This is a genomic window from Bacillus mycoides, from assembly GCF_001757995.1.
In the GTDB taxonomy this organism is placed as follows: domain Bacteria; phylum Bacillota; class Bacilli; order Bacillales; family Bacillaceae_G; genus Bacillus_A; species Bacillus_A mycoides_B.
In genome coordinates this window covers 152,491-168,325 of record NZ_LXLV01000070.1, presented here as the reverse complement: position 1 = coordinate 168,325, position 15,835 = coordinate 152,491, and the positions used below count along the sequence as shown (strand labels likewise).

Sequence of the window (15,835 nt, the reverse complement as noted above, 5' to 3'; positions counted from 1 at the left end):
ATATGAAAAAAAGAAAAATATTAATTTCAAAATATGTCTTAAAAAAAATGGAACATTTAACAAAGAAATATGATAGGGTAGAAAATGGTGGATTGATATACGGCAGGATGAATCCGGAGTGGATTCAAATTAACGATGTATCAGATGCTGGCGAGAAAGCTAAAAGGACATATTCAGGCGTTGAATTCGATAGTGGATATTTATCGAAGTATACAGAACAAAAATTACTTGAAGAACAGTTTGTAGTAGGTACATGGCATTCTCATCCTAAGGGGCATGACATTGTTCCCTCCGCCATTGATCGGACTACGATGAGTCACTTATTTCGATATTACGATGAAACGCATTATCCTGTTTTTATCATAACAAAGTTTGAAATAAATAAATTTTTTTTCGCACTTTATAAAATTGAAAAAGATGGTTCAGTTACAAATCTGGTTGATTATGAGGTGTTTGAGGAGGAGGCATAGCATTTGGCTGAAGAGAAAAAGGAAAATAAAAATCGGTTAGACTTCTTATATAAAGCAATCGATGATACACAAAACACCATTCGCTTTACAGATACAAAGGCTGGTGCCGTAGTTGTTTTTTGGACTTTGGTGTTGAATATCATTTTGCGTAAAGATCTCAATTGGTACTTAAGCGTACTAACCACTAATAATTGGGTTGAACAATTAGTGGTAGTAATTTTAACTGTAACCTTAATTTACTTTTTTGCAAAAAGCGTATGGATGGTATATATGACACTGGTACCCCGTATTAATCCAAGGGAACATATCGATACTACGGATTTTGATGCACAGCATTTATTTTTCTTATCAGAGACAGTCCCTGGGATAGAGGGGAAGTATCTTTATAGTAATTATGGAAATCCTAAAATGAAAATAAGCGCTAAAGAATATTATGATAAATTAACTAATTTAGATTCCGAAGGTGTTGAAAAAGAATTAATAATTGAGTTACAAAAGGTGTCCTATATACGTAATGTAAAACTAGCAAGGGCAAATGTGGCAATAACATCTGTGGTATATTCCTTAATCACAGCAACATTGTTATTGCTGTACCTTACGGGCAATAAATTTTTCACACAATAAGGAGGAGGATTGATATGGTTCATTTAGAACTAAATGTTTCCTTATTTATAGTGTTATATATTGGACATAAAATTGGTGATTACTTGTTTCAAACAGATTACCAAGCAGTAAATAAGAAAGATAATTGGTTAGCTTTAATTAGCCATTGCTTTATTTATACTTTAGCTGTATCCATAATGGCTTATGTGTTCGTCGGTTTCTTCAACTGGACTGCTATCTTTATATTATTTATTAGCCACATAATTATTGATAGAAAAATTTTCTTAAATTGGTGGGCAAAAAATATAAAAAGAATTAGAGATACCGAAGAACCAACTGTTCAACCAGGATTAATTGAATTAGATCAGGCATTTCACTATATTATATTATTTATAATCAGTTTTTTATAGGATGAATGCAAGGGTATTGATACAGAAGTAAAAGGACAGATGGATAGCGAAATCTGTCCTGTTTTATAAAAAAGTCTAATTATTTCTGTGATCCTTATTCCATTAAAGCGCGCGATTCTAGAATATTGAAAATGCAAAAGACATACAAAAATAGTTCCTATGTTATCTAAATAAGCTCTTGTTTGTTTTTCCTATAGCACAACACAAAACTTTATTAAGGTATATGGTCCATCTTTATGAAAATATAATTTTGGTACTATAATCTATTTATTACTTCTTCATGTTTTCTCTTTCTTAAATCGCTAATTAAGTGTGTTACTGTTTTCTCGTTCACTATTCCTTTCTCCTGAAAATCATCCAAAATATGTTCGTTTTTCCATATTATTGAACAGTGATATTGGGTACCAATAAAATAGTACTTATAAGAATTCGATCTGTCGTGTAATTCTACATCAAGTTCACTAAGATCATATACTTCATCCTCAATTTCTATATATCCTGAATCCCGATGATAGCCATGTACTATGTGTTTGTTGTCTATTATTAGTGCATTATAAGTCTCTTCTCCATCTATAACAAAAGGCTCATTTTCTTCCGTTTCAAGCATGATTAAATCATCATAAACACTACCAGTGTACAGCCATATTCCTTTAATTTTTATTTCCATATAATCTAACAAAATCTTTTTATCACCCAAATACTTTATTTTACTGAAATCACAATTTCCTTTTCCAGTATTAAACCAAAGCTTAAGTTTAAAGTTTCGGTTATTGATATTTTCAACTAGTCTTTTTATATATTTTTCCTCTTCAACAAATTGTAGACCTCTAGAGATAGAGGGACATGTAGCATTAATAACCTCATTAAACAAATACATTTCTTCAAAGGGATCGACTTTTCTTCTGGCTTCCTTAATTTGTTCCATATGTTCCCGAATCTCATTAATACTCTGGTACCGTTGTTCGTGATTATTATAAAGGCACTTATTTAACACTATTTCAATAATTTCTGCTTCTTCTGATTTAAAAACATCAGTAATTCTACTTCTATTTGTTCCTCTATGAGTTTCCCCAAATACATACCATTGGCATACCTGACCAAGGGCATAAATGTCCATTGAAGGGGCTGGAGTAGCATCTTTCTTTGCTTGCTCAGGAGCTGAAAATTCATAATTACCTAATCTGTCTTTCTTTTCAGTTTTTGCTTTTAGTGTATATAATTCAGGGTTATAGTTAGCAATACCAAAGTCAGTTAAAATAAAGTCAGTTGTTTTTGTTACTAGAATATTTTCAGGCTTAATATCCCTATGTATTATTCCGTGTTGGTGTATTTTTTCTAAAGTATCGAGTAAAAAGTTAAATAATTTTATAAAGGTATTTTCACTTATTTCCGAAGTATTTTCTCTTAACTTCTTTAGTGCTTTGTCGTACTTTTTCATAATAATAGCAGAAATTAAATAGCCATCTTCAAGTGGAATTTCTTCATAATTTATATAATTAACAATGTTAGTACGGTCTTCTATTAAGTTAACGTTAAAATATTCTGCTTTAAAACGGTCTAATTTACTCGATTGTGTATCTTCAACAAGAAACTTTATTGCAACCTCTTTATTGTTTTGAAGTCCAGCATAGACAAGCCCATTACCACCTTGACCTATTTGTTTTAAATTTGACACTTCTCCTAATGTTAAAGTAATAGACTTTTTATTATTCTTGATAAAACTACTTATTCTCTTTCTGTTTTCATCTGCTCCAACCTTTTTAGTTTCATTTACTTCAGCCATTGTATCCTCCCGCGTTCACCAAAATTATTAGTAATAAATCTAACTTTTATTAACCACTATCATTTTTAAAGATGCCATATCCATATTGGCTTTTTTACTCAAGTATATGGCCCTTTAATGGAATAACTTTATTATCACTTAACATATGCGTAATCCCCAAGAAGAAAATTCCAATTCAACTTTATTTCAAAGCAATATCACTAGATATGATTAAATTGAGTGAATTTTAATAATTTTATTTATTTTTCGCTCGATATATTTAATCATACCAGCGTACAAGTTTATATAAAAGGATAAGTGTCCATATTTGTAATAGGATATTAAAAAAGTGCGGTGTTAAAAATGAGAAATATCTATTCGCAAAGGAGTCAGTTGTATAGTTTACACCCCATTGGCGTAGAGGGGGCATATATTGAGTCTTTAACAAGTTACTTGATTAGGTTATCAGAAGCACATCAAGTTTATCCTTCATCATTAATCTCTTACGTTATTGCTCCAATATTGAATAAAGAATTTCTTATCTATAGTACAGCTAGAGGTGGAAATAGATTTTATGATGGTGCAAAGACAATGAATGGTTTTGGAAGCAATGCGCTAGATATGGTAGGTGCTTTAGAGAAACTAACGAAGGTACAGCAATTAGGTATATTGACGTTGGCATCTATAAAAGAAGTAGTGCCATTACGCTATTTATTAAAAAATCACCTTTCATGGTGTTCAGTATGCTATGAAGAACAACTTAATACTGGGGATGCCATTTATAATCTTCTGGTGTGGAGCCTTGAAATGGTTAATACATGTTCAAAGCATAAGCGTAATTTGGAAACCGAGTGTTTTTTATGCCATAAAAGGATTCCGATTTTACACAGGAAAAGTAAAAATGGATATTGTCCTTATTGCAACAATTGGCTTGGAAAAGCACCAAACCTTAATAAATGCTCAGACGAAAATAATTTGGATTACAAAATAACTTTATTGGCAGAACAAATTATAAAGCATAAAGAACAAATCAAAATTTCAGCGAGTAAGCAACAAGTCATTAGAAATTTAAATTATCTTGTTGATATTTATACAGAGGGAAATATGCAGGAGTTTGCAAGGAAATTAAATTTAGCGAAGACCACCCTGTGGGATTGGTGTAATGGCAAAGTTTTACCTCCATTGTCTAGGGTGTTGGAAATGTGTTACTTATTTAATATGTCACCAGTCAGTTTTTATACCGAAGATGTAAGTGTGAATAAAGAAACGGTAGTCTTTAATACAGAGTGCCACACAAGAGATACTAAAAAAAGAGAGAGAAAATTTGATTATGATGTAGCTTTATCTATACTCCAAAAATATGCTCACCACCCAGACTCCACCGTATCAATGAATGTGCTAGCTAAACAGTTAGGATACTCCAAAAGAACGCTTTACAAGCACTTCCCGAATTTGTGTAAAGCCATCTCAGCAAAGAATACAAGTGTTATTAAAGAAAAGATAACTCAAGTCTATGTTAGTAATTGTTTGATAATTAATCAAAATGTGCAAAGTCTTATACAACAAGGGGTATACCCAAGTAGACGAAGAATTGAGGAAATGGCAAATAACCCAGGGTTACTAAAGGACAAGAAGCTAAGGGATTATTTTAAGGAATTAATAGAAGATGAAATTTACTCAGGATAGGAGGTAACTTATGTTAAGTGAACAGGAATTTCAAAGTTGGTGTACACTGATGGATTTCAGGGAAGAAACGATTGAAACTGTCCAAAAGATTAGAACATCGCCTCCATCTCGAAGCGTGAGAAGTTCAAAATATAATGTAGCTGGAAGATATCCTAGTAAAAAAATGGGGATGTCGATTCAATTTGAAAGTCACACCGTGGAGTTAGCTGCCATTTATTTAGCAGAGTATGATGACGATGTGCTTGAATATTATGATCAGCCTATTACTTTAAAGCTAGATTATACTCGTGAAAATGGGCGGAGAATATCGTTTTTTTATAATCCGGATTTTTTAGTATTAAAAAGAGACGGTGTGCAAATTGAGGAATGGAAAACAGAAGAACAACTAATTAAATTATCAAAAAAAGATCCGGTTAGGTATTTTAAGGATGAGGAGGGGCGTTGGCGATGTCCGCCAGCTGAAGTGGCAGCCAGCCAAATCGGCTTGGAATTTTGTGTGAGAACATCGGCCGAAGTGAATTTAAACTTATACAGGAATCTAATATTTCTAGAAGATTATTTGAAGAATGAAAATTATACAGTATCTGAGGAAAAGAAAAGCGAAATAAGAAATATTCTTTCTTCCGAATTAGGAATGAAACTAGCAGAATTGCTTGTCTCCTTAAAAACAACAGATGCTGATGATGTATATACTTTGGTAGCTACAAATGAATTGTATATAGATTTAGAGCAATACATCATTGCTAAGTCCAGTGATGTCCCGGTTTTTTTAAGTGAACAGCATAGTGCAGCTTTTGAAAGTATCTGTTCAACAAAACCTGAAAATACTTATCCAGTAACAGCACTTACTGTAAATATTAACTCAACTGTTATGTGGGATGGAGTTACATGGATAGTTGTAAATATGGGTTTCAAATCTGTCTATCTTTATTCAGATGAAAATGGTTTTTTAGAATTACCAAAACTGTATTTTGTTGAATTACTTAATAATGGCAAGGTAGCGCCCGAAGATGAGAAGAGCGGAAGTCGAAAGTATGCGCCCTATCTGGACATTTTATTAGAAGCGGGACCAGAAGAGCTAGCAATAGCTAATAACAGGATGGATTTAGTTAAGCGAAAGCTAAATGAAGAGGAAATATCTAGTAACGAAGCTTCTGAGCGGACTCTTAGGCGTTGGATAAAAGATTATAAAGAGGGACGGCAATTATATGGAAGTGGATATATAGGTTTACTCCCAAAGCACCAACAGAAGGGGAATAGAGATCAAAGGCTTCCGGCAGAAACCATAACCTTAATGGAAGAGGTAATTGAAAATGAGTATGAAAACCTTAAACAAAAAAATAAGATTATTGTATACGGACAATTAGTTAATCTCTGTGAGAGTAAAAACATCCTAGTGCCTAGTTATAAGACTTTCTGTGCAACAGTTCAGAATAGAAATCGCTATGAACAAGTCAAAAAGAGGCAAGGAGATCGGGCGGCTTACAAACATGAATCATTTTATTGGAACTTGGATCATAGTGTTCCACGACATGGGGATAGGCCATTTGAGATAACTCATATAGATCATACTCAGTTAGATGTACAGCTCGTATGCTCTAAAACAGGTAAAGTATTAGGGAGACCATGGCTGACATTCTTAGTAGACGCATATTCCAGAACTATTCTGTCATATCACATTTCATTTGAATCGGCCAGTTACAGATCGGTTATGATGACTCTAAGAGAATGTGTACGTAAGTATCATCGATTACCACAATCTATTGTAGTGGATGGAGGAAAAGAGTTCCATAGTATTTACTTTGATACATTTACAGCTATGTATGAAATTAATAAAAAAGTAAGGCCACCAGCCAAATCTAGATTTGGTAATGTAATTGAGAGATTATTTGGAACTTCAAACTCTAATTTTATTCATAACTTACAAGGGAATACTAAAATCACAAAAAATGTTCGCCAAGTCACTAAAAAAGTGAATCCGGTGAATCATGCGGTGTGGAGCTTGGAAGCCCTATATGAAGCTTTAGAAGGATGGATATCAGCGGTATATAGCGATAATGTACATCCAGGTTTGGAGGGACAGACTCCTGATGAAGCGTTTAATGAGGGGATATATAGGACAGGAGAAAGAAAATTGGAGTTCATTGTGTATGATGAAAATTTTATAGTCACGACTTTGCCGTCTACAAGGAATGGAGTCGCTAAAGTGAATTCTCGCACGGGTGTGAAAGTCAATTATATAAATTATTGGAATCCCACATTTAATAGTCCGGTATTGGAAAAACAGAGTGTACCTGTGAGGTATGATCCATTTGATATAGGTATGGCATATGCTTATGTAAATAAAAAATGGATAACTTGTACATCAGAGTATTACCATGTGCTAAAAGGAAAAACAGAGCGAGAGCTAAAATTGGCTATGGAAGAGATTAAGAAAAGAAAGCAAAATCATGCAAAGGGCTATACTGTTACAGCTAAAAAAATTGCTGCATTTATTAATGGGATAGAGGAAAAAGAAAAATTAATGGCTGGAAGTCTAAAAAATACATTAGCATCTAAGGATAATCAACGTGAAGTTGAGTTGGATTTACCTGTACCTACTGCAACCAATACTAAAGAGTTGATAAAAAATATGGAATTTCAAGAGTTCGAGATATACCGAAAAGGAGGATGATATTAGATGGACGAACTTGAAAGGAAGTTTAATGGTTTTGAGCTCTCTGATAAAGAAAGTAAGTTAAAAAAATTTGAGGACATGGTAATCGAGCATCCTATCATCAAACAAGTGAAAGAACAACTTATTTCTTACATTCATAATCCAGCGGGAACTTTTATTGTTTTAGTACTTGGGCCAAGCGGGGTGGGGAAAACTACCCTAGCCCAAGGACTAGAAAAGTATTTCATCCAAGAGATGCGAGAAGAGTTAGAAAATGATAAAGGCAGAATACCTATAGTTAGAACCGAAATTGTGGGTTTCGACTCTGGAAAGTTTCACTGGAAAGATTATTATTATCGAACTTTAGAGGAATTACAGGAACCGTTGATAGATCATAAGATTTGTTTAGAAAATAGAAATATTCTTATGAAGAAGGATTATAATAGTAAATCTCCTTGGTATGCCTTGAGACGATCACTTGAAAACGCCTTTAGATTTAGAAATCCTGTGGCCTGTATAGTTGATGAAGCACAGCATTTGCTTAAGGTGTCTGGTGCCAAAAGTTTGCAAAACCAGTTAGATACAATAAAATCGCTAGCTAATAATACGAAAGTTCCACACATATTAATTGGAACTTACGAGTTAAAAGAATTTTTTAATCTAAGTGCGCAGCTCAGTCGTAGAACAATAAGTATACAATTCCCGAGATACAGAGCGAGTAATTTGGAGGATTACCGTACTTTTCTTTCGATAATCCATATGCTACAGAAAGAATTGCCTTTAGAAGAAGAACCGAATTTACTTGAACATGCAGATTTTATTTATGAACGTACTTTAGGATGCATAGGGATACTCAAGGACTGGCTCACACGTTGTTTAGGAGATGCTATTTATAATAGAAGGAAAACGATAACTAAAGAAATGCTATATACATATGCAATGCCTGTTAATGCTTTGAAGATGTTGATTGAGGAAATTGAGCAAGGTGAAGATTTATTTGAAGAGAATGAACAAGATAGGATAGATTTACTATATAAGATAGGATTAAGGGCTAGGGATAAAGAAAGAAACGTTAAAAAAGATGCAACTCAAAAAAGTGGCGTAGGAAGGCGTAAGCCGAAGCGAGATCCAGTCGGAAAACAAGAATATCTAGAGGGATAAAGATATGTATATATCAAGACAGCACTCAGCTAGTTATTTATATTCCCTAGAGCCTATGAATGTTGGAACACCTATGGTGGAATGCTTAATGAGCTACCTTGGAAGGTTAGCTTTAGCGCATAATGTTGAGCTAACAACGCTTGCTGCTCATACTATAGCATTACACCCTTGTAAGCGTTCTTTGTACCCTAAGCAATTTGCATCAGTGCCTCGTTGGTGGAGTGCCTCATTTTACGGTACGGGGAAGACAGCCACAATGCTTGCTGAATCACTAGAATTATTAACATTACAAAAAGGTTTTAAGTATATGACGATGTTAACTTGGAAAGAAGTCATACATAATAGGATGTTTTATTGTGATACGAAGTGGTGTCCAGAATGTTTTGATGAATGGAGTGAAGCTAACAAAGAAATATATGAGCCTTTAATGTGGTATTTGACTAGTACAAGTGCATGTTTAAGGCACAAAAGAAAATTGGAATATTTATGTCCTAATCCTAAATGTGAAAAGTCGCAATCTGCCAAGATAGATCGCCCAGGATATTGTTATAGGTGTGGTAATTGGCTAGGACAAAAAGAATATAAATTTCTTCAGAAAGAACATAATTTAACCGAACGGGATGAATGGATTAATAGAAGTATAGAAGAATTATTGGAAATAGCACCATATGTCATTCCACCTACAATGGAACTAGTGTGTTCTATTATTGAGGGAAATATGAGAAAGTTTTTTCAAGGGAATCAAAAAGAATTTTGCTCAGTAACAGATATGCATCCCATTTCTTTAAGAGCTATCCTACGAAGGTCACAAAAAAGACTACCGTTACGAGCTCTTTTATTATTAAGTTATTATACAAGGACACCTTTGTTAGAGGTAATGGGTGTATCATATAAAGATTCTAATGAATAAGCTAGTAATTTTGAATATCCTATGTTACTAATAGGTATTTTTATTTGCTGTTTTGTGAAATTCACGGCCAGCTTATGGGTTAATAATTAACACACGGCCAACTTATGCTTCTAATTCTGTTGAATAATTAGATAATTATCTGCAAAAATAAGTGTTTTCTGGCCAGCTTATGCTTCCAAATGCGGCCAACTTATAGGTAAAGTGACATTGTATAATATGAACCATAACTTTGCCAGATTGGCGGGGGTATGGTTCTTTTTGTTTGCGGCAAAGTTATGGTTCTAAAAATAGAATGTATCTAATTCTTCGGTTCTTTCAATTCCATTCTCAATACACCTTGTGTGTGTTATCCCCTAACGATCACAATTTTATCTAAAATAAACAACAACAAAATCACTTCTACACAAGTATTTATAAGTAGAAAAATAGAAAGAATACCGTTTTTTTGTTTTGTGGTTTTATAAAATGTTTAAGTTGATGGGGGTGGGGTGGTACCCCTGAAACAGAAAATGAAGAAATAGTTATTGATGATAAGCAGGTAGATACTATAGCTGCTCCTTAATGATTAAATAATATTTATTTAAATCTTCATATATTTTGTGTTTTCATCCATATCTATTGTAAGATTATATAGAGTTCTCCTAATAAGCTGTTATAACGGATTTTTTAGGGATTTAAAATTTATAAATCTTAAATTATTTTTTTGGGATAATTTTTCATCTAACTAAGTTATATTGAAGTAGAGGTGAACCATCGGTGAAGCAGGTGTTAGTAATTAAGAATGAACGGTCTTTTGCAAAGAAAATCGTAAGCGGTCTAACGCAAGAAGGCTATTTCATTTTAAAACTTCACAATGAAAACCAAGGTTTAAATATAATATATGAACAAGATTGGGATATTATCATATTGGATTGGGATTCATTAAGTATATCGGGACCAGAAATTTGCAGACAAATACGACTTGTTAAAACGACACCGATAATTATTGTGACCGACAATATTTCTAGTAAGGATTGCATAGCAGGGTTACAAGCAGGAGCAGATGATTATATAAGAAAACCATTTGTGAAAGAAGAATTAGTAGCAAGGGTTCAAGCTATTTTAAGGAGAAGTGACTGTATCCAGCAAAATGAGACAAACTTTTTTCAGTTTAAAGATCTCTTTGTTGATGCATCTAGCAATATTGTGAAAAAAGGTGGTAAAAATCTCACGCTTACTAAGCGCGAGTATGATTTACTTGTATTTTTAATCAAGAATAAAAATACAATATTGAGCCGTGAAATGCTTTTGAACCAGGTTTGGGGATATAACGTAGTAGTAAATCCAAATGTAGTAGACTTATATATTGGGTATGTAAGAAAAAAGTTAAAGTGCGAGAAGAAAAATAGATATATTCAAACGATACATGGCAGGGGCTATTCAATGATTGAATGATAAAAATAAGATAATAGGTAAAGTACAGTTTGTCATAATAATCAATATCCAGCATAATAGAAAAACGAGTAAAACTATTTCATTCAGTTTTACTCGTTTTTTTCTATTAAATCTGATAATCAAATAGTTTCTGAGAAATATTAAAAGACGGAAACTATAAAAAGAATATTTCTATCAGGCAATGGATTATGAAAATATTAGCTATTAATGGGCGTGTTTTGTAGGAGAAATCATGGTTTATCCCGCTATTTGCCGGGCAGTAAGACCCCAACCTCAAAATTCAGCGAAAGCAAAGAAGTTAGGTGGGGGTCGGGCTGTCCGTAAAAGCCCGATTGGTGAGGGCTGATAATCAGTGGGGGATGAACAAAACCCCCACCTTATAAAGTTTCACTTTATAAGGTGCTCATCTATTGGTTGGTGTGGAGGGGACGACTCTAGTGCGCATTAGTTGAGACCGTATCCAATTTATGTTTAATTTTATTAACTCACATCATTCACAAGATTTTCACATAATTAATGACTATACTAATTAACAGGATGTTCAAATGAAAATGATTATCAATAGCGATTTGGGTGAATAAAAGTTACTATCTAATTCAATCTATGGACGTCATCATTTTCGAAATAAATCACATTATAAGGAGTATATTTATGAAAAAATCTATGCTTTTAAAATTATTGAGTATTCTAGCAGTTTTCACTTTAATGTTAGTAGCTTGCTCAGATTCAAGTAAGGAAACTTCAAAGGCTAATAAAGGTAATAGTAGTGATAAGCCGAAGACGGTTGAAATCACTGATGCCCATGGAACTGTTAAAGTCCCTGTAAATCCAAAGAATGTAGTTGCTTTAGATAATAGAACTTTTGAAACTTTAGCTGATTGGGGAATTAAATTAGCGGCAGCTCCAAAGGATGTAATGCCTGCTGATTCAGCATATGTAAAGGATAATAAAGTTCAAAATATTGGAAATCACCGTGAACCAAATCTTGAAATTATAGCAGCTGCAAACCCTGAACTTGTAATCGTTGGTCAAAGATTTGCTGGCCATTACGAAGAAATCAAAAAATTAGTGCCAAATGCAGCCGTTATTGATCTTAATGTTGATGTTTCTGAGAAATCTACTACGCCTGGGAAAAATTTAGTGGATGGACTTAAAAATTCTACAATTACTTTAGGAAAAATCTTTGATAAAGATAAAGAAGCTAAACAATTAGTAGCTGATTTTGATAAATCTATTGAAACTGCAAAATCTGCTTATAATGGAAAAGATAAAGTTATGAGTGTTATTGTTACTGGTGGGAATATTGGTTTTGCTGCTCCTCATTCTGGTCGTGTTTGGGGACCAATGTATGAAATTTTCGGTTGGGTTCCAGCACTAGAAGTTTCAAATTCTACTGCAGGTCATAAAGGTGATGACGTTTCTGTTGAAGCTATTGCACAAACAAATCCTGATTGGCTTTTCGTATTAGATCGTGATGCTGCAACATCTGATGCAGCTACTTCAACACCTGCTAAGGATGTTATTTCTAAATCACCAGCTCTTCAAAACACAACTGCTGTTTCTAAAAAACAAGTTGTTTATGCACCAGAAGATACTTACACAAATGAATCAATTCAGACTTATATAGAGTTGTTTGGAAATCTTGCAAAAACTTTAACTAAGTAGTGTAAAGGAGTACGAAACAGTGTCAAAAAATATAATTTCTAGGGTTGAGAATATTTCTCAACCCCAGTTTTATAATCACAATAAATTATGGACAAAATCTTTTATAATAGCGATTATAGTTGTTATAATTTTAGGGATTATATCACTGTTTACTGGAGTTTATGATATACGTGGACAAGAGGACGGAATGGAGATGTTTTTCATAACTCGTGTTCCGAGAACAGTTGCATTAATGCTTACTGGAGCTGCAATGGCGATGGCAGGGCTCGTAATGCAACTCATTACACAGAATCGCTTTGTTGAACCTACTACAACGGGGACTATTGAATGGTCAGGCTTAGGCCTGCTTTTTGTATATTTATTATTCCCTGCCCCGACTTTAGTGCAAAGAATGACTGGTGCAATCATTTTTTCTTTTATAGGAACTATGATTTTCTTTTTATTTTTAAGAAGAGTTAAACTTCGTTCTTCTTTAATTGTCCCGATTATTGGATTGATGCTTGGAGCAGTTATTTCTGCAGTGTCTACTTTTATGGGGCTCCTTTTTCAAATGACACAAAGTATTGAAACTTGGTTTGTAGGTTCATTTGCTAACATTCAGGTGGGAAGATATGAATATTTATGGCTGATTGTTATCATTACTTTGCTTATTTTTATGTATGCTAATAGATTGACTTTAGCTGGACTAGGAGAAGATGTCGCAACAAGCCTTGGAGTTAATTACAATAGAATTGTTCTTTTTGGGACTGCTCTTATCTCTGTTGCAGTTGGAATTGTTGCAGCTGTTATTGGAAACTTACCTTTCTTGGGATTAATTGTTCCAAATATTGTTTCCATGTTTAGAGGTGATGATCTTAGGAGTAATTTACCTTGGGTATGTTTGATCGGAATGGGGACAATAACTGCCTGTGACATCATTTCTCGAACAATTATAAAGCCTTTTGAAGTACCTGTTTCTTTAATACTTGCAACAGTGGGAGCAATCGTGTTTATTACTATTTTATTGAGACAAAGAAAACCAAGGAGGCTACGATGATCACATTAGAATATAGAAATAAAGAAAATGTCGAAATCGATTCTAGCCTTCATAATGAAAGTAGATCAGCTAGTGCTTTTCGTTCTAAGAAGGAAGCAAGACGTTATTGGATTTTACTGATCACATTGATTGGTTTAGGCCTCCTTTCTTCATATGGACTTTTAGTTTATAACAATCCAGTTCCGATAGATTCACCTTCTTTTATCCCAGTTGTTAAGAGAAGGATAGTAGCTATTGTTGCTATGATTATTGCTGCAGTTTGCCATAGCTTGTCGACAGTTGCTTTCCAATCTATTACGAATAATAAAATTATTACTCCTTCACTTTTAGGTTTCGAATCACTTTATTCAGCAATTCAAACGAGTACAATATTTTTCTTTGGTGCTAGTGCATTAATAAATTTTAATGGAATTGGATCATTTTTATTCCAAGTTGTTGTTATGGTCTTCATGAGTTTGATACTTTATGGATGGTTACTTTCCGGTAAATACGGGAATTTACAACTTATGCTTTTAGTTGGAATTATTATTGGCACCGGGCTAAATGCTGTGTCAACTTTCATGAGAAAACTACTTGCGCCTTCAGAATTTGATATTTTACAAGCAAGATTATTTGGTTCTGTTAATCATGCAGATCCTGCATATTTTCCTATTGTAATTCCTATGGTCATAATTGTAGCAGTATTAATTTTTGCTCATTCTAAGAATTTGAATGTTTTGTCACTAGGAAAGGATGTTGCTACTTCTTTTGGTGTTAAATATCAACCTAGTGTAATTTATACGCTTGTATTAGTAGCTATTTTAATGTCCATTTCAACAGCTCTAATTGGGCCACTTACTTTCTACGGCTTTTTAGTAGCAACTTTGAGTTATCAGGCGGCGTCAACTTATGATCATAGATATATTTTTCCAATGGCTTTTGCTATAGGATTTTTGATAATGACGAGTGCATACTTTTTAATGTATCATGTATTCCATGCTCAAGGTGTAGTTTCAGTTATTATTGAATTATTTGGTGGAATCATATTCTTAACTATAGTTTTAAGGAAGAGGGCTTTATGATAAAAATTGATAATGTTAAAAAGTTCTATACTGATAAGGTAAAAATAGGACCTTTGGATATTGAAATACCAAAAGCGGGCTTTACTTCTTTAATTGGACCAAATGGCGCTGGAAAGTCCACGACACTTTTGATGATTGGAAGACTCTTAGATATGGATGAAGGTCACATTCAAGTAGCAAATATGGATGTTTCTGAATCCAAATCAAAAGACTTAGCAAAAGTTTTGACTATATTGCGACAAGAAAATCATTTTGTAACTAGGCTTACTGTTAGACAACTAGTTGGATTTGGGCGCTTTCCTTATTCAAAGGGAAGGTTAACTAAAGAGGATGAAGCTATTATTTCTAAATATATTGATTTTTTGGATTTAACTAATTTAGAGAATAGGTATTTAGATGAGCTTTCTGGTGGTCAAAGACAAAGGGCATATGTAGCGATGGTATTGTGCCAAGAGACTGAATATGTACTTTTGGACGAGCCTCTGAACAACCTTGATGTTGCTCGATCTGTTCAAATGATGGAGCATTTGAGACGTGCGGCTAATGAATTTGGAAGAACAATTCTGACTGTTATGCATGACATAAATTTTGCAGCCAAATATTCTGATAAAATTTGTGCTATGAAAGATGGACAAATTGCTGCTTTTGGAACAGTAGAAGAGGTTATGGACCCAAAAATTTTGACAGATATTTTTGAAACAAAAATAGAAATTATCAATGGTCCTTATGGGCCAATCGCTGTTTATTAGTTACAAAATGCAAAAAATGAGTAGGCCAAAAAAATTAATAGAAAATCAAATTGTATACTGTAGCTTACGTAAATCATGCCAGCTACTCCAGTTGAAGTTGCTGTCTGTATTTTATAGGCAGCAGCTTTTTTTAATACGATTGCCTATGATAACTCTTAATGTTTTTGGCTGTTGGTAACAGTCCCACAGGTATCTCATTACTTCCAGTTCTGCGACGCTTTGAACGCTCGGA

Annotated in this window: 13 protein-coding genes; 12 read left to right on the top strand and 1 reads right to left on the bottom strand. The window is 33.6% G+C overall.

Annotated features, from left to right (window positions below):
* The first annotated feature begins 2 nt into the window (after positions 1–2).
* The 3 genes from BWGOE10_RS25340 to BWGOE10_RS25330 are packed head-to-tail and all read left to right on the top strand — an operon-like array spanning position 3 to position 1,483.
* A complete protein-coding gene (locus BWGOE10_RS25340; protein ID WP_070145435.1) occupies positions 3–470 on the top strand; it encodes a Mov34/MPN/PAD-1 family protein in 468 nt (155 codons plus the stop codon).
* Positions 471–473: 3 nt separating this feature from the next.
* Complete coding sequence (locus tag BWGOE10_RS25335; protein ID WP_070145434.1) at positions 474–1,094, top strand: hypothetical protein; 621 nt, start codon at positions 474–476, stop codon at positions 1,092–1,094.
* Positions 1,095–1,108: 14 nt separating this feature from the next.
* Positions 1,109–1,483 (top strand): DUF3307 domain-containing protein, encoded by a 375-nt coding sequence (locus tag BWGOE10_RS25330; RefSeq protein WP_070145433.1) that lies wholly within the window; start codon positions 1,109–1,111, stop codon positions 1,481–1,483.
* Positions 1,484–1,739: 256 nt separating this feature from the next.
* Here BWGOE10_RS25330 and BWGOE10_RS25325 read toward each other — a convergent pair whose 3' ends face one another.
* Positions 1,740–3,266 (bottom strand): protein kinase domain-containing protein, encoded by a 1,527-nt coding sequence (locus BWGOE10_RS25325; protein WP_070145432.1) that lies wholly within the window; start codon positions 3,264–3,266, stop codon positions 1,740–1,742.
* 342 nt (positions 3,267–3,608) lie between these two features.
* Between BWGOE10_RS25325 and BWGOE10_RS25320 the strand changes: the two genes are divergently transcribed.
* The 9 genes from BWGOE10_RS25320 (at position 3,609) to BWGOE10_RS25280 (ending at position 15,603) form a co-directional block, all read left to right on the top strand.
* Positions 3,609–4,931, top strand: coding sequence for a TniQ family protein (locus tag BWGOE10_RS25320; RefSeq protein ID WP_098786275.1), 1,323 nt, complete (start codon positions 3,609–3,611; stop codon positions 4,929–4,931).
* A gap of 10 nt (positions 4,932–4,941) precedes the next feature.
* The gene (locus tag BWGOE10_RS25315) at positions 4,942–7,605 is read left to right on the top strand and encodes a TnsA endonuclease N-terminal domain-containing protein (protein WP_070145430.1); all 2,664 of its coding nucleotides are present in this window, start codon (positions 4,942–4,944) and stop codon (positions 7,603–7,605) included.
* A 6-nt stretch (positions 7,606–7,611) separates the two neighbouring features.
* The gene (locus BWGOE10_RS25310; RefSeq protein WP_070145429.1) at positions 7,612–8,748 is read left to right on the top strand and encodes an ATP-binding protein; all 1,137 of its coding nucleotides are present in this window, start codon (positions 7,612–7,614) and stop codon (positions 8,746–8,748) included.
* Between the two features lie 4 nt (positions 8,749–8,752).
* On the top strand, positions 8,753–9,658 hold the full coding sequence (locus BWGOE10_RS25305) for a TniQ family protein (protein ID WP_070145428.1): 906 nt from the start codon (positions 8,753–8,755) through the stop codon (positions 9,656–9,658).
* Positions 9,659–10,414: 756 nt separating this feature from the next.
* Positions 10,415–11,092, top strand: a complete 678-nt coding sequence (locus BWGOE10_RS25300; RefSeq protein ID WP_070145427.1) for a response regulator transcription factor — start codon at positions 10,415–10,417, stop codon at positions 11,090–11,092.
* Between the two features lie 651 nt (positions 11,093–11,743).
* On the top strand, positions 11,744–12,757 hold the full coding sequence (locus tag BWGOE10_RS25295; RefSeq protein WP_070145426.1) for a siderophore ABC transporter substrate-binding protein: 1,014 nt from the start codon (positions 11,744–11,746) through the stop codon (positions 12,755–12,757).
* Between the two features lie 19 nt (positions 12,758–12,776).
* Complete coding sequence (locus BWGOE10_RS25290) at positions 12,777–13,793, top strand: ABC transporter permease (protein WP_070145425.1); 1,017 nt, start codon at positions 12,777–12,779, stop codon at positions 13,791–13,793.
* Positions 13,790–14,854: an iron chelate uptake ABC transporter family permease subunit gene (locus BWGOE10_RS25285; RefSeq protein WP_070145424.1), complete on the top strand. Its 1,065-nt coding sequence runs from the start codon at positions 13,790–13,792 to the stop codon at positions 14,852–14,854. Before BWGOE10_RS25290 ends, BWGOE10_RS25285 begins: the two co-directional genes overlap by 4 nt.
* Positions 14,851–15,603, top strand: a complete 753-nt coding sequence (locus BWGOE10_RS25280) for an ABC transporter ATP-binding protein (protein ID WP_070145423.1) — start codon at positions 14,851–14,853, stop codon at positions 15,601–15,603. Before BWGOE10_RS25285 ends, BWGOE10_RS25280 begins: the two co-directional genes overlap by 4 nt.
* The last annotated feature ends 232 nt before the right edge of the window (positions 15,604–15,835 follow it).

What these genes read in the sequence shown, in the direction of transcription:
- BWGOE10_RS25340 (WP_070145435.1), top strand. Translation starts at nt 3, where the DNA reads ATGAAAAAAAGAAAAATATTAATTTCAAAATATGTCTTAAAAAAAATG.
- BWGOE10_RS25330 (WP_070145433.1), top strand. Translation starts at nt 1,109, where the DNA reads ATGGTTCATTTAGAACTAAATGTTTCCTTATTTATAGTGTTATATATT.
- BWGOE10_RS25325 (WP_070145432.1), bottom strand. Translation starts at nt 3,266, where the DNA reads ATGGCTGAAGTAAATGAAACTAAAAAGGTTGGAGCAGATGAAAACAGA.
- BWGOE10_RS25320 (WP_098786275.1), top strand. Translation starts at nt 3,609, where the DNA reads ATGAGAAATATCTATTCGCAAAGGAGTCAGTTGTATAGTTTACACCCC.
- BWGOE10_RS25315 (WP_070145430.1), top strand. Translation starts at nt 4,942, where the DNA reads ATGTTAAGTGAACAGGAATTTCAAAGTTGGTGTACACTGATGGATTTC.
- BWGOE10_RS25310 (WP_070145429.1), top strand. Translation starts at nt 7,612, where the DNA reads ATGGACGAACTTGAAAGGAAGTTTAATGGTTTTGAGCTCTCTGATAAA.
- BWGOE10_RS25305 (WP_070145428.1), top strand. Translation starts at nt 8,753, where the DNA reads ATGTATATATCAAGACAGCACTCAGCTAGTTATTTATATTCCCTAGAG.
- BWGOE10_RS25295 (WP_070145426.1), top strand. Translation starts at nt 11,744, where the DNA reads ATGAAAAAATCTATGCTTTTAAAATTATTGAGTATTCTAGCAGTTTTC.
- BWGOE10_RS25285 (WP_070145424.1), top strand. Translation starts at nt 13,790, where the DNA reads ATGATCACATTAGAATATAGAAATAAAGAAAATGTCGAAATCGATTCT.
- BWGOE10_RS25280 (WP_070145423.1), top strand. Translation starts at nt 14,851, where the DNA reads ATGATAAAAATTGATAATGTTAAAAAGTTCTATACTGATAAGGTAAAA.